17 protein-coding genes and 1 tRNA gene are annotated in these 13,283 nt (G+C 70.9%); 10 read left to right on the top strand and 8 right to left on the bottom strand.

Going from position 1 to position 13,283, the window contains the following annotated elements; genetic code table 11:
• The first annotated feature begins 15 nt into the window (after positions 1-15).
• Genes gvpJ through ACFS27_RS02695 form a run of 8 tightly spaced genes read left to right on the top strand, consistent with a single transcriptional unit; the run spans position 16 to position 4,319 of the window.
• Complete coding sequence (gene gvpJ / locus ACFS27_RS29740; RefSeq protein WP_449301505.1) at positions 16-525, top strand: gas vesicle protein GvpJ; 510 nt, start codon at positions 16-18, stop codon at positions 523-525.
• A complete protein-coding gene (locus ACFS27_RS02725) occupies positions 515-1,273 on the top strand; it encodes a GvpL/GvpF family gas vesicle protein (protein ID WP_377180087.1) in 759 nt (252 codons plus the stop codon). Before gvpJ ends, ACFS27_RS02725 begins: the two co-directional genes overlap by 11 nt.
• A 2-nt stretch (positions 1,274-1,275) precedes the next feature.
• A complete protein-coding gene (locus tag ACFS27_RS02720) occupies positions 1,276-1,524 on the top strand; it encodes a gas vesicle protein GvpG (protein ID WP_377180085.1) in 249 nt (82 codons plus the stop codon).
• A 2-nt stretch (positions 1,525-1,526) separates the two neighbouring features.
• On the top strand, positions 1,527-1,880 hold the full coding sequence (gvpO, locus tag ACFS27_RS02715) for a gas vesicle protein GvpO (protein ID WP_377180083.1): 354 nt from the start codon (positions 1,527-1,529) through the stop codon (positions 1,878-1,880).
• Positions 1,881-1,899: 19 nt separating this feature from the next.
• Positions 1,900-2,334: a gas vesicle protein gene (locus ACFS27_RS02710; protein ID WP_377180081.1), complete on the top strand. Its 435-nt coding sequence runs from the start codon at positions 1,900-1,902 to the stop codon at positions 2,332-2,334.
• Positions 2,324-3,238: a gas vesicle protein gene (locus ACFS27_RS02705; RefSeq protein WP_377180079.1), complete on the top strand. Its 915-nt coding sequence runs from the start codon at positions 2,324-2,326 to the stop codon at positions 3,236-3,238. The genes ACFS27_RS02710 and ACFS27_RS02705 overlap by 11 nt, the downstream gene beginning before the upstream one ends.
• Positions 3,235-3,558: a gas vesicle protein GvpK gene (gene gvpK, locus ACFS27_RS02700; RefSeq protein ID WP_377180077.1), complete on the top strand. Its 324-nt coding sequence runs from the start codon at positions 3,235-3,237 to the stop codon at positions 3,556-3,558. Before ACFS27_RS02705 ends, gvpK begins: the two co-directional genes overlap by 4 nt.
• A complete protein-coding gene (locus ACFS27_RS02695; RefSeq protein WP_377180075.1) occupies positions 3,555-4,319 on the top strand; it encodes a GvpL/GvpF family gas vesicle protein in 765 nt (254 codons plus the stop codon). Before gvpK ends, ACFS27_RS02695 begins: the two co-directional genes overlap by 4 nt.
• Here the strand turns inward: ACFS27_RS02695 and ACFS27_RS02690 are convergent.
• Together ACFS27_RS02690 and ACFS27_RS02685 are read right to left on the bottom strand one after the other, a co-directional pair.
• The gene (locus tag ACFS27_RS02690; protein WP_377180073.1) at positions 4,313-5,659 is read right to left on the bottom strand and encodes a mechanosensitive ion channel; all 1,347 of its coding nucleotides are present in this window, start codon (positions 5,657-5,659) and stop codon (positions 4,313-4,315) included. The genes ACFS27_RS02695 and ACFS27_RS02690 overlap by 7 nt on opposite strands.
• Positions 5,660-5,866: 207 nt before the next feature.
• Positions 5,867-5,940: transfer RNA gene (locus ACFS27_RS02685), tRNA-Ile, on the bottom strand.
• Positions 5,941-6,100: 160 nt separating this feature from the next.
• Here ACFS27_RS02685 and ACFS27_RS02680 point away from each other — a divergent pair.
• The gene (locus ACFS27_RS02680; RefSeq protein ID WP_377180071.1) at positions 6,101-7,339 is read left to right on the top strand and encodes an RtcB family protein; all 1,239 of its coding nucleotides are present in this window, start codon (positions 6,101-6,103) and stop codon (positions 7,337-7,339) included.
• 67 nt (positions 7,340-7,406) lie between these two features.
• Positions 7,407-7,988, top strand: a complete 582-nt coding sequence (locus ACFS27_RS02675) for a potassium channel family protein (protein ID WP_377180069.1) — start codon at positions 7,407-7,409, stop codon at positions 7,986-7,988.
• A 74-nt stretch (positions 7,989-8,062) separates the two neighbouring features.
• On the opposite strand, the gene ACFS27_RS02670 is transcribed toward ACFS27_RS02675, so the two are convergent.
• The 6 genes from ACFS27_RS02670 to ACFS27_RS02645 all read right to left on the bottom strand — a co-directional run bounded on the left by ACFS27_RS02670 (position 8,063) and on the right by ACFS27_RS02645 (position 13,222).
• On the bottom strand, positions 8,063-8,560 hold the full coding sequence (locus ACFS27_RS02670; RefSeq protein WP_377180067.1) for a DUF3145 domain-containing protein: 498 nt from the start codon (positions 8,558-8,560) through the stop codon (positions 8,063-8,065).
• A 277-nt stretch (positions 8,561-8,837) separates the two neighbouring features.
• Positions 8,838-9,323, bottom strand: a complete 486-nt coding sequence (def, locus tag ACFS27_RS02665; protein ID WP_377180065.1) for a peptide deformylase — start codon at positions 9,321-9,323, stop codon at positions 8,838-8,840.
• A 162-nt stretch (positions 9,324-9,485) separates the two neighbouring features.
• On the bottom strand, positions 9,486-10,730 hold the full coding sequence (gene fabF, locus ACFS27_RS02660) for a beta-ketoacyl-ACP synthase II (RefSeq protein WP_377180063.1): 1,245 nt from the start codon (positions 10,728-10,730) through the stop codon (positions 9,486-9,488).
• A 130-nt stretch (positions 10,731-10,860) separates the two neighbouring features.
• On the bottom strand, positions 10,861-11,109 hold the full coding sequence (locus tag ACFS27_RS02655; protein ID WP_357465474.1) for an acyl carrier protein: 249 nt from the start codon (positions 11,107-11,109) through the stop codon (positions 10,861-10,863).
• A 128-nt stretch (positions 11,110-11,237) separates the two neighbouring features.
• Positions 11,238-12,239, bottom strand: a complete 1,002-nt coding sequence (locus tag ACFS27_RS02650; protein ID WP_377180060.1) for a beta-ketoacyl-ACP synthase III — start codon at positions 12,237-12,239, stop codon at positions 11,238-11,240.
• Positions 12,236-13,222 carry an ACP S-malonyltransferase gene (locus ACFS27_RS02645; RefSeq protein WP_377180058.1) on the bottom strand — a complete coding sequence of 329 codons (987 nt, stop codon included), beginning with the start codon at positions 13,220-13,222 and terminating at the stop codon, positions 12,236-12,238. The genes ACFS27_RS02650 and ACFS27_RS02645 overlap by 4 nt, the downstream gene beginning before the upstream one ends.
• Positions 13,223-13,283 lie beyond the last annotated feature (61 nt).

The raw sequence follows: 13,283 nt of genomic DNA, 5'->3' as shown, positions 1-13,283 counted from the left end.
CACCAAGGAGGCAGCATGACAGACGTCACCACCACCCGCTCCCGTGGGTATGTCGATCGCCCTACGTCCTCGTCGTTGGCCGACGTCATCGACATCATCCTCGACAAGGGCCTTGTCATCGACGTCTTCGTCCGCGTCTCGCTCGTCGGCATCGAGGTGGTCACCATCGACGCCCGCATCGTGGTCGCGAGCGTCGACACGTACCTCCGTTTCGCGGAGGCCACCAACCGTCTGGACCTGGAGCAGACCGGCGGGCGAGACCTGCCGGAGCTCGTGGAGGACATCAGCGAGGGCGGCAGCAGCGGGAAGACGAAGGGGATGCTCCAGGGCGCGAAGGAGGCGCTGGTCGGCTCGGACGACGACAGGTCGAAGTCCGGGTCGGGCTCCAGGTCCAGGTCCGAGGACGAGAACGACGAGGACAGGGACGAGGCTCACGGCAAGGAGGAGAACCGGCGGACCGCACGGAGGGAACCACCGGAGCGGCCTCGCCGGCGTACGGCGACGAGGAGCAGGCGTGAGCGATGACCGCGACCAGCTCGCCGGGCCCGGTCTCTACCTCTACGGGCTGGTGCAGCTCGACGAGCACGTCCCCGAGGACCTGATCGGGGTCCAGGACGAACCCGTGCGCGGCGAACGCCTCGCGCAGGTCACCGCCCTCGTGTCGCACCTCGACGATGGGGCGGTCGTCGGCCGTCCCGCCGAGGTCCGGGCACACGCGGCCGTCGTCGACACGATGGCGGGCAGGGGGCCGGTGCTGCCGATCCAGTTCGGTACGACCACGGACGACCTCGACGGCATCGGATCGGCACTCCCCGCCGAGCGCCAGCAGGCCTACGTCGACAACCTGCGCAGGCTGGCAGACGTCGTCCAGCTCAGCCTGACCGCCCGCTACGTCCAGGACACCGTCATCGCCGAGCTCGTTCGGGAGGATCCGGAGATCCGGCAGCTCAGGGAGCTGACCCGTGGCCGACCCGAGGTGGTCACGCACGACGCACGGGTCCGGCTGGGCGAGCTGGTCGTCGCCGGGTTCGAACGCAAGCGGGCGGCGGACGCCGACCTCCTCGAACGGGCGGTCGTTCCGCTCGTCGAGGAGCTCCGGCACCGTGAGGTGACGCAGGTCGACGTCGTGCTGGATGCGGCTGTCCTCGTCCGGCGTGATGCCGTGGCTCGCTTCGAGGACGCCCTCGAGGACGTGGCCGCGGGGGTGGTGGGGCGCATCACCCTCCGCCTCGTCGGCCCGCAGGCGCCCTACGACTTCGTCGAGGAGGTCTGAACGTGGGCCTCTTCAGTGCCTTGGTCTCGCTGCCGCTGGCACCGGTGCGGGGCGTCGTCTGGATCGCCGAGCAGGTGCGCGACGAGGCTGAGCGCGAGTACTACGACGCCGACACCATCCGCCGGCAGCTGGAGGACGTGGCCGAGGCCCGGGAGAACGGCTCGATCGACGACGAAGAGGCCGACGCGCTGGAGGAAGCCCTCGTCGCCAGGCTCATCGAGGCGAACCGCCGTCGTCGGGAAGGAGGCTGACCATGAACCAGGCAGAGGCCGAGCCCGAGGAGCAGGACCAGGAGCAGGAGGACCTCGATCAGGACCAGGGCCGGACGTCGCAGCAGCGCGAGGGGACGAGGACGATCGACGCCCGCGCGGCGCTGCGCACGGCCCTGGAGGAGTTCACCGGGCTCACCCAGGGCACCGTGGAGGGCGTGGTCGGCGTCGAGCGGGACGACGACACGTGGAAGGTCATCCTCGAGGTCCTCGAGGATGCGCACATCCCGAGCACCTCCGACATCATGGCCGAGTACCAGGTGCGGCTGGCTGCCGACGGTGAGCTGCTCGGCTACCACCGCGGACGGCGGTACGTCCGCGGCAGGGCAGACGTCTGATGCGTGAGGGGGCGACACGATGACCGCCCGTAGCGGCCCCGGCGACGCCCTCGAACCGCGACGTTCGCGCGAGGGCACGCTGGACAACGTGATCGAGACGGTCCTGGACAAAGGGCTGGTGCTCAACGCCGACATCATGGTGTCGGTCGGCGGCGTCGAGCTGCTCGGTATCCGTATCCGGGCCGCTCTCGCCTCGTTCGACACCGCCGCGCGCTACGGTCTGGAGTTCCCGGCGGGCACGGACCGGGACACGGTGGCCTGGCGGCAGGCACTCGACCGGAAGGAGACCTGCCCGAGCTGCGGCAAGAGCTCCCCGGCGGCCCAGCTGCTCGAGGAGTACTGCCCGTGGTGCGGATGGCAGAGCGCCCAGGCGCTCCGCGCGGCCTCGGCCCAGGGGCTGGAGCCGGCCCAGGGTGCACCGCCGCCGGAGGAGGACGACGACCGTGACGGCTGATCCCATGGAGCCGACCCGGGACCTGCGCGTCACCCTGCCCGACCTCGTGGACGTGCTGCTCGACAAGGGCGTCTACCTCGATCTCGACCTCATCGTGACCGTCGCGGACATCCCGCTGATCGGGGTGAGCCTGCGGGCCATGGTCGGTGGCATCGAGACGATGCTCGAGCACGGCATGATGCAGGCCTGGGACGAACGGACCCGCGAGTGGGTCCGCGGATCGCTCTCGCGCCGGGTCCCGCTCGCCGACGACGAGGACGTCGTCGCCCGCATGGCCGGCGGGCACCATCAGGAAGAGCCGTACGCGACGTGGCGCCCGGGCACCGTCTACCTCACCACCCGCAGGCTCATGGTCTGGCGGGCCGAGCCGCGCGAGCTGCTCTGGCACACGCCGCTCGACGAGGTCACCGACGTCGGCACGCGGACCGAGCGGAGCGCCGGGGGACCGGACCGTACCCGCGTGGCCCTGACCACGCCCACCGGGACGACGCTGCTCTCGGCCGCGGCACCCGAGCGGCTCGTCGCCGCGGTGCGCGCGCACGCACCAGCCTGCGGTGCGCCGGTACCCGCGCGCCGGCGGGAGCCGTTGGAGGCCCGGGTCTGGTACCTGGAGGACCTCGCCGGCGGCTCGGTGTGGCGAGGGGGGACCGGGACGCTCGACCCCGGCACCGGCCTGACCTGGAAGGGGGTCCGCGACGTCCGGCCGGCGGTCCGGCTGGGGCCGGACCGGATCCGGTCGGTCGACCTGGTCCAGGGCCGGACGCCCGTGGGCCGCCAGCTGATCGTCGTGCGGGACGACGCGACAGCCGTGCGTCTCGCCACCGCGGACACGGCACGGTGGGCGACCGCCCTGTCGCACCTCGCCGGTCCCCGCACCCCGTCACGGACAGGAGGATCGACATGACGCTGCGAGTCGACGAGAGCAGCCTCAAGAACGGCGTCCTGACGCTCGTGGTGACGCTCGTCGAGGTGGTCCAGGAAGCGCTCGAGGGCCAGGCAGTGCGTCGCCTCGAGAGCGGCGACCTCACCGAGGAGGAGCAGGAACGGCTCGGCGAGGCGCTGCTGGACCTCGACGAGGCGCTGGAGGCGATCAAGGACGAACACGGCTTGACCACCTCCGTGGCCGACCTGCGGCGCGGGCTCGACGATACGGTCGACGAGCTGATCGACAGGGTCGTCAACCCCGCCCGCTGGTCCGACGACGCCCGGGCGGAGGACCCGTGACCGGCCCCGGCGGACTGTACGTCTACGCCGTCGTGCGGGGCGCGCCGGCCGACCCGGGCACCGGCATCGACGACGCACCGCTGCGCGTCGTCACGGTCGACGGGCTGTCCGCCGTGGTCCACCACCATGACGACGGCCCGCTGACGGGCAGCGACGACGACGTCCGGCGCCGGGTCGTGGAGCACAGTGACGCGGTCGACCGCCTCTGGCAGGGTGGCAGCACGCTCCTGCCGATGACGTTCAACGTGATCGTCGCAGGCACCGAGGACGAGTCCGCGCAGAGCCGCCTCGAGAGCTGGCTCACGAGGCACGCCGAGGAGCTCCTGGCACGGCTCGACCGGGTCGACGGCCGCGTCGAGCTCCGGGTGGAGATCGGGCTCGACCAGCAGGAGGCCGCGCGAGGCGACCCCGACGCCGAGGCCGTCCGCGCGGAGCTGGAGGCACGGCCACCGGGCGTCCAGCGGCTCCTGCGCAAGCGGCTGGACCGGATCGAGCGCGACGTGGCCGGGGCCCTCGCCGACGACCTGTACCAGGGGTACCGCCGTCGGCTCGCAGGGGTGTCCCAGGAGCTGACGGAGAACCGCGGGGCCCGTGCCGAGCCCGGCGTCGTCCCCGTGCTGAGCTTCTCCCTTCTCGTCACGCGGGAGGAGAGCGGAGCCGTCGGACAGGAGCTGGCGGCGATCCGGGACGAACAGCCCGCCGCCCGGATCCGGTACCTCGGGCCGTGGCCCCCGTACTCCTTCGCGGACGTGCCTCAGTAGGTCGGACCGGTCTGTGGCGGCGCGGGCGGCGTCGTCGGGGGAGGCGGCGTCGGGGGCGTCCTCGGGGGCGAGGCCGACGGCGAGGTCTCCATCTTGCGCTCCAGCCGCTCCAGCGACCGGTGCGCGACGTCACGGCCACCCAGCCCGTAGGCCAGGGCGGCGGCCAGGGCGGCACCCACGACGATCGAGCCGAACGCGAGGTTGATGATCGAGTCGGCGAGGCCCATGTACTGGAGGCCGATCGCCAGGAACAGGATGATCGTCGCGTACCGGAAGATCGTGCCGACGGTGCCCTCGCCGATCGCACGCCGGACGAGGTTGGCCATGAAGAAGCCGATGGCGATGATCGCGCCGCCGAACAGCACACGGCCGGCGAGCGCCAGCACCTCGTCGAGGAGGTCGGTGACCGTCGCGAAGCCCAGCAGCTGCGCGGCCATGATCGCGAAGAACACGATGATCGCCACCTGGGCGACCTTCGCGATGATCGTCGACGGGCTGGTGCCGCCGGTCGTGATCCCGGCGTTCTGGATCGCCCGGTCGGTGCCGACGCCCCGCAGCGTGCTCTCCAGGAGGTCGGCGGCGAACCTCGCGATGAGGTAGCCGATACCCAGGACGATCAACGCCGCGATGATCGCAGGGATGGCCCCGAGGATCAGGGAGAGCATGTCCGTGGCCGGGTCGGAGATCGCCGAGATGCCGAGGACCTGCAGCGCCGCGATGGCCACGACGATGATGATCAGGGCGAACGCGAGGTTCCCGAGGACCGAGGCGATACGGGCGTTCGTCTCGCGGGCCTCGACATCGGTGTCGACCGCGGTGGTCCGGCCGGTCGCCGGGCCGTAGGACCCACCGGTCGGGTCGTAGGTCTCGCCGGTCGTGGCGGGCTCGGTACCCGTCTCCCGGGCGGCCGCTGACCTGGCCCTGCCGAGGACACGTGCGAAGTTGACCGTGCCGAGTGCCGCCACGATGATCTGTTTGACGATCTTGGCGATGAGGTAGCCGATGAAGAACACGACCGCCGCACCGATGATGTTCGGCAGGTATTCGAGGATCGTCTCGAGCATGCCCTGGAGCGGGCCCAGCACCTGTTCGAGCTGCAGCACCTGCAGCACCGCGATCAGGCCGAAGAGCCAGATCAGCAGGGCCGCTATCTGCCCGATCGAGGTGCCGACGTCTCGACCGTCAGCGCCTTGACGCTGCAGGAACCCGATCCGCGACACGAGCTTGGCGACCGCCCACCTGACCAACCGGGCGACGATCCACGTGACGACGAGGATCAGCAGGACGATGATGATCGTCCCCAGGATCCCCGGCCAGTCGTAATCTTCTGCGATGTCCATCTCCGGCGTCCTCCTCCGAGCAGATCACGAAGCCGCTCGGCAACGGTGCCTCGCGGCTTGCCCCCGCAATTCGGACGCTACCCACATCCCTCTCACTCGCTACCGGACCGGGTCACGGACTCGGACACGACGATGGCTCGAACCCTCGATCCGTGGGTTCGAGCCATCTCGATGTCCAGCCGTTCCGATGTCCCGGACGTCACACGGTGCCCCGTACAGGACTTGAACCTGTGACCGAGAGATTATGAGTCTCCTGCTCTGACCAGCTGAGCTAACGGGGCCTGCGGCACCAGGCCGCGGGAGGATCTTACTGCGTCGTGCCGGGAATGCAGGTCTCTCCACGCGTCCGTGGGACGGCGACGGTGCCGAAATCTCCTGGCGCCCGCTCGGCGTCGGCCATAGATTCTGCGAGCCATCCCCTCGAAGAACTGGAGCACTCCTATGTCCTCGGCCTTCCCGGTCGCCCTGTCGGGTGCCCGGGCGCAGACCCTCATGTGGGCGCACGAGCACGACGTCGACCACGCCGCGCTGAACCAGCTGCGGAACATCTCTGCCCTGCCGTGGGTCGCGGGCGTACGCGTGATGCCCGACGTTCACCTCGGCAAGGGGGCCACTGTCGGTTCGGTCATCGCCATGCGCGACGCCGTGTCGCCGAACGCCGTGGGTGTCGACATCGGCTGCGGCATGATCGGCGTCCGCACCTCGCTCACCGCTGCCGACCTGCCCGACGACCTCTCCCGCCTGCGGGCGCGGATCGAGGCCGCGATCCCGGTCGGGTTCCATGCGCACGCAGAGCCCGTGGACCTGCGTCGTCTGCGACCCGTCAAGGGGTCCGGTGGGCAGGAGCGCCTGCGTGGCGAGCAGAGGTTCTGGGACCGGTTCGAGACGCTGGACCCGAAGGTCCGGCAGCTCGAGACGCGGGCACGCAAGCAGCTCGGGTCGCTGGGTGGCGGGAACCACTTCGTGGAGCTCTGCCTCGACCAGGACGACCAGGTCTGGCTCCAGCTCCACTCCGGTTCCCGCAACATCGGCAAGGAGCTCGCCGAGCACCACGTCGGCATCGCGAAGCGCCTCGAGCACAACGTGGGCCTCGTGGACCGCGAGCTCGCGGTGTTCCTGTCGGGTACGCCCGAGATGGACGCCTACCTCAACGACCTCTGGTGGGCGCAGGAGTACGCGGCCCGGTCGCGTGCCGTCATGATGGCGCTCACGGTCCAGGCCGTCCGGGACGAGTTCGCGGGGATGCCCGACGGCGGCCGTGAGCTCACCTTCGACGAGGGCGTGAACGTGCACCACAACTACGTGGCGCGGGAGCAGGTCGACGGCGAGGAGCTGATCGTGACCCGCAAGGGCGCGATCAGGGCGGGCCAGGGCGACCTGGGTCTCATCCCGGGTTCGATGGGCACAGGCTCGTACGTGGTGCGCGGCCTTGGCAACCCGGCGTCGTACTGGTCGGCGTCGCACGGCGCTGGTCGGCGAATGTCCCGCACCCGGGCCAAGAAGGAGTTCACGGTCGACGACCTCGCCGCCCAGACCGAGGGCGTCGAGTGCCGCAAGGACCGGGGCGTGCTCGACGAGATCCCCGGCGCGTACAAGGACCTCGACGCGGTGATCGCCGCGCAGTCCGACCTCGTCGAGGTCGTCGCCCGCCTGCGGACGGTGCTCTGCGTCAAGGGCTGACCGCCGCGGTCGCCGTCGCCGGCATCTGGGACCAGAGTGGGGTTCCAGATGCCGGGAGGTGGCCGACGTGCCAGCACACGTACCGCAGCCGGACGGCGAGATCGCCGACGCCGGGCGCGGCAGCCCGAGAGCTCGACCCGGTGGCGCGGGCAACCGGCGTCGCTGGGTGCTCATCGCCCTCGGGCTGCTGCGCGCCGGCGCGACCTCCCTGCTGCTGATCGCGCTCTACTACGTGCTGCCCCTCGACCGGGACACGGTCCGGCACCTGGCCTCGGTGCTGGTCGTCGGCCTCACGGCGCTCACGCTCACGGGGTACTGGCAGATCCGGGCGATCCTCCGGTCCAGGTTCCCGGGCATCCAGGCGATCGAGGCCCTCGCGATGCTCGTCCCGTTCTTCCTGATCCTGTTCGCGTCGACCTACTTCATGATCAGCTTCCAGACCCCGGCGACGTTCAGCGAGCCGCTCACCCGCTCCGACGCCCTCTACTTCACCGTCACCACGTTCGCGACCGTCGGGTTCGGGGACATCGCGCCGCGGGCGGAGCTGGTCCGGCTGCTCGTGTCGGGGCAGGTCCTCCTGGACCTCGTCATCGTCGGGCTGGGGATCCGAGTGATTCTCGGCGCGGTCCAGAAGAGCCGGTCCGGCTAAGCCTGGCCGGGGTGACGTCGCGCTCGGGCACCGGTGTGCTGGGCGCCTACCAGGCTCCCGCTGCCGGACCCTTGCTAACCCACCTGGTGCAGCCAGCGCACCGGTGCGCCGAGGCCGGCGTACCGGAACGGCTCCAGCTCGTCGTCCCAGGCAGCGCCCAGAGCGAGGTCGAGGGCGTCGCGCATGGCACGCGGGTCTGCGAGCTCCAGAGCGGCCCGGACGCGGTCCTCCTGCACCACCACGTTCCCGTGCACGTCGGTCATGGCGTGGAAGATGCCGAGGTCGGGAGTGTGCGACCAGCGGGCGCCGTCGGCCCCGTTGCTCGCGTCCTCAGTGACCTCGTACCGCAGGTGCGACCAGCCCCGCAGGGCGGACGCCAACTTGGCGCCCGTGCCCTGCTGGCCCTGCCACGAGTATTCGGCACGGTACAGACCGCGCCCCGCGGGCTGCGGGGTCCAGTCCATGGATACGCGCACGCCAAGTACGTTCCCCGCTGCCCACTCGATGTGGGGGCACAGGGCACGAGGCGCCGAATGCACAAAAAGCACACCCCGCGTGATGACACCGGCCATGTCTTCCTCCCTGGGTCGAGGTACGTCTTCCCCTACGTCCTCACCAGGGCGGTGACGCTGTGGTCGGCTGCACAGCGGTGCTTCGGACCACATCCTGCCCGATTCGTCGACGAGATGCGAGGCGAAACGGCGCGCAGGCGTCGAATGAATCACCACGTACGACGAGTTCGTGTGGCACATTCTTGCCTAGAACGCCGCTGCACCACTAGTGCCCTTTGGGACTTTCTTGCGATTGATCCCACAGGGGTGGTGCGTACGAAAACCGGCCGTCAGGTCCTCACAGGCGCGCGCGGAGCTCCCGCATGGCCGCGATCCGCGTCTCCTTCTGGAGGCGGTCGAGGTAGACCATGCCGTCCAGGTGGTCGCACTCGTGCTGCAGGGCGCGGGCCATGATCCCGGTGCCCTCGACGGTGACCGGCTCGCCGTTCAGGTCGATGCCCTCGACCCGGGCGTAGTTCGCGCGCACCGTGGGGTACCAGAGCCCGGGGACGGACAGGCAGCCCTCGCCGCCGTCCTGCAGCTCCTCGCCCAGCTCGACGATGCGCGGGTTGAGCACGTAGCCGATGTCGCCCTCGATGTTCCACGAGAAGGCCCGCAGGGAGACGCCGATCTGGTTGGCGGCCAGTCCGGCACGCCCCTCGTCGTCGACCGTCTCGACCAGGTCGGCGACCAGGCCGCGGACGCGGTCGTCGATCGTCGTCACGGTGTCGCACGGGGTGCGCAGCACTGGGTCGGGAACCACACGGATCTCACGCATTGCCATGCGGACATTCTCCCATGTCAGAACGAAGGGTCGCGGGCACGACAGGCCCGGGTGGCGGCATCCGGTCGGTCTCGGCCGGACCGGCCCTCGGTACACACGTCAGACGCTCAGGTCACCTTCGATGACCTGAGCGCTGGACGGACGGGGCCTGCGGGCGTCGGCTCAGTGGTTCTGGATCACCAGGGCGACGTTGTGCCCGCCGAAGCCGAACGAGTTGTTGATCGCGGCGATGTCGCCGCCCGGCAGCTTGTACGGCTCGTCGCGCACGAGCGGAACCTGCAGCTCCGGGTCGGGGTTGTCGACGTTGATCGTCGGCGGTGCGAGGCGCTCGGAGACGGCCTTGACCGCGAACAGCGACTCGATGGCGCCTGCGCCGCCCAGGAGGTGGCCGGTCATCGACTTCGTCGCAGAGAGCTGCACGTGGTCGGCGTCGGGCCCGAAGAGCTTCCGGATGGAGGCGGTCTCGGTGAGGTCGCCCACCTTGGTGGAGGTGGCGTGCGCGTTGACGTGCACGATGTCGGCAGGCGTCACCCCGGCGTCCTGGATCGCGAAGCGCATGGCGGCGACCTGGCCAGTGCCCTCGGGGTCGGGCGAGGTGATGTGGTACGCGTCGGACGACAGCCCGACACCACTGACCTTCGCGTAGACGCGCGCGCCGCGGGCCGCCGCGTGCTCTGCGCTCTCCAGCACCAGGACCGCCGCGCCCTCACCGAGCACGAACCCGTCCCGGTCGACGTCGTACGGTCGCGACGCGCGCTGCGGGTCGTCGTTGCGCAGCGAGAGGGTCCGGGACGCGGCGAACGCGCCGAGCGGCATGGGGTGGATCGCGGCCTCCGTGCCGCCGGCGACGACGACGTCGGCCCGGCCGGAACGGATCATGTCCACGGCGTAGCCGACGGCCTCTGCGCCGGAGGCGCAGGCGGACACCTGGGCGTGCGTGCCGGCGCGGGCGCCCAGCTCGAGCGACACGTAGGCGGCAGGGGAGTTCGGCATGAGCATCGGCACGGTCATCGGCAGCATGCGCCGGGCGCCGCGCTCACGGAGGGTGTCCCAGCCGTCCAGGATGGTCTGGATGCCGCCGATGCCCGACGACACGACGGCACCGAGCCGGTCACCGTCGACCTCGGGGCTGCCCGCGTCGGCCCAGGCCTCGCGGGTCGCCACGACGGCGTACTGCGCGGACGGGTCCATGCGCTTGGTCTCGGGGCGGGAGAGCACCTCCGCCGGGTTCACCTTGATGGTGGCGGCGAAGGTCACGGGGATCCCGTACTTCTCGGCCCAGTCGTTCTCGAGGGTGCGTGCCCCCGATACGCCTGCGAGGGCGGCCTCCCACGTGGATGCCACGTCCCCGCCGAGGGGTGTGGTGGCGCCGAGGCCGGTGACGACGACTTCGCGTGCGGAGGTCATGATGATGCTCCCGAGGGTGGTGGGACGAAGGGGGCAGGTGCAAAGGGTGCTGCCTTGTGGGCAGCGAGTGCCCGACGGCGGCGCGGGCCCGGGTCTCGGCCCGGGCCATGCTGCCGCCGTCGGGGGCGGCTCAGGCCTGGGCGCTCTTGATGAAGCTCACTGCGTCGCCGACGGTCGCGAGGTTCTTGACCTCCTCGTCCGGGATACGAACCCCGAACTTGTCCTCGGCGTGCGTGACGATGGTCATCATCGACAGGGAGTCGATGTCGAGGTCGTCCGTGAAGGACTTCTCGAGCAGGACGTCGGCCTGGTCGAGGCCCGTCTCCTCGGCGACGATCTCGGCGAGGCCCTCGAGGATCTCCTGGTCCGTGTTGGCCATGGGACTTCCTTATCTTTCGTAACGGTCACCGGCGCCGTCGGGCACCGGAGTCTTGCTGGTCAGATCTTGGCGCATCTCGCGACCGGATTGCACGGCGGCCCATTTCCTTACGGCCCGCCGCACCCTGGCTACGGCAGCACCACGACCTGCGCTGCGTAGACGAGGCCCGCGCCGAACCCGATCTGGAGGGCGAGGTCGCCCGACCTGGCCTGCCCCTCCGTCAGGAGGCGCTCTGCGGCCAGGGGGATCGACGCCGCCGACGTGTTGCCGGTCTCGGCGATGTCGCGCGCTATGACCACGGTATCCGGCAGACCGAGCTGCTTCTTCATCTGGTCGATGATCCGCATGTTGGCCTGGTGCGGGATGAAGACCTGGATGTCCTGGGCGGTCACTCCGGCCTCGGCCATCGCCTTCTCCGCGATGGGGGCCATCTGGAAGCCCGCCCACTTGAACACGGTCGGGCCGTCCTGGCGCAGCGTGGGCCAGCCGAGCGACGGGTCCTCGCGCAGCTCGGTCCAGGAGTGCGTCTGGCGGATCGCGGTGGCCTTGGCGCCGTCCGACCCCCAGACTGTCGGGCCGATGCCCGGTGTGTCCGACGGGCCGACGATCGCCGCGCCGGCGCCGTCGCCCAGCAGGAAGGAGATGGAGCGGTCGGTCGGGTCGATGATCTCGCTGAGCTTCTCGGCGCCGATCACGAGCACGTGCCTGGCGAGGCCGGCACGGACCAGGGCGTCCGCCTGGCCGATCCCGTACGCGTAGCCGGCGCAGGCGGCCGACACGTCGTAGGCGGCGGCAGGGGTGGCACCGATGCGCTCGGCCAGGATCGCCGCGCCCGACGGCGTCATGTGCATGTGCGTGATCGTCGACAGGATGACCGCGTCGATGTCGGCCCCGACGAGCCCGGCCGCGTGGAGCGCCTTGTTCGCGGCGGCCTCGGCCAGGTCGAGCACGTCCTTGTCCGCACCGGCCCGGCGGCGGGTGACGATGCCGGTGCGCTGGCGGATCCATTCGTCCGACGAGTCGATCGGGCCCGCGATGTCGTCGTTGGTCACGACGAGCTCGCCGCGCTCCCCGCCGATCGCGAGGATCCGCGAGAACTGCGTGGGCTCGGCCTGCTTGAGGGAAGTCACTGGTCTGCTCCGGTCGCGCTCGTGCCGCTGGAAAGGACGGTGCTGTGTGCCGCGATCAGCTCGCGGGCCTTGTCGAGGTCGGCAGGCGACTTCACCGCGACGGTCTCCACGCCCTTGAGGCCGCGCTTGGCGAGGCCCGTCAGGACGCCGCCGGGGGCGAGCTCGAGCAGGCCGGTGACGCCACGCTCGGCGAGGCCGGACATGATCAGGTCCCAGCGCACGGGTGCCGTGACCTGGCGCGCGAGGTTGCCCAGCACGTCCGCCCCGGTGCCGTGGCCGTTGGCGCCGCCGGTGTAGGCGGTCCCGTCGAGGTCGGCGAGGAAGGGCAGCGTCGGGTCGGTGGCGTCCCAGCCGAGGGCTACGGGCTCGAACTCGGCACGGGCCGCGTCCATGAACGGCGTGTGGAACGCCCCAGCGACCTGCAGCGGGATCACGCGCGCCCGGGTGGGCGGGTTCTCGGCCAGCTTGGCGAGGTCCTCCAGCGCGCCGGCGGCAACGGTCTGGCCGGCGCCGTTGACGTTGGCGGGCCACAGGCCGGCGGCCTCGATCGCGGCCAGGACCTCGTCCGGGTCGCCGCCCACGACGGCGCTCATGCCCGACGGCGCAGCGGCTGCCGCCGTGGCCATCGCCCGGGCACGCCGTGCGACCAGGCCGGCCGCGCCGTCGTCGGACAGGGCGCCTGCCACCGCTGCGGCGGACAGCTCGCCGACCGAGTGGCCTGCGGTGACGTCAACGACCTCCGCGGCAGGGCGCCCGTCCAGCAGCGCACGGAGCGCGAGCAGGGAGGTGGTGACGATCAGCGGCTGGGCGACCGCCGTGTCCCGGATCGTGTCGGCGTCCGAGGTGGTGCCGTGCGCCACCAGGTCCAGCTTCGAGGCCTCGGATGCTGCGGCGAGGCGTTGGTCGGTACCGGGCAGCTCGAGCCAGTCGCTGAGCATCCCGGGGGTCTGAGAGCCCTGTCCAGGGCAGACGACGGCGAGCACGCGTCCACTCTGCCAACCCGCGGCCCCTCCAGGACGTCGCGACCTGTACCAACCTCATCAG

Origin of the sequence: Promicromonospora vindobonensis (assembly GCF_042685865.1) — a bacterium.
Classification (GTDB): Bacteria; Actinomycetota; Actinomycetes; order Actinomycetales; family Cellulomonadaceae; genus Promicromonospora; species Promicromonospora vindobonensis.
Note: the sequence above shows the minus strand (reverse complement) of the source record. Positions and strands in the feature narration are given on the sequence as shown.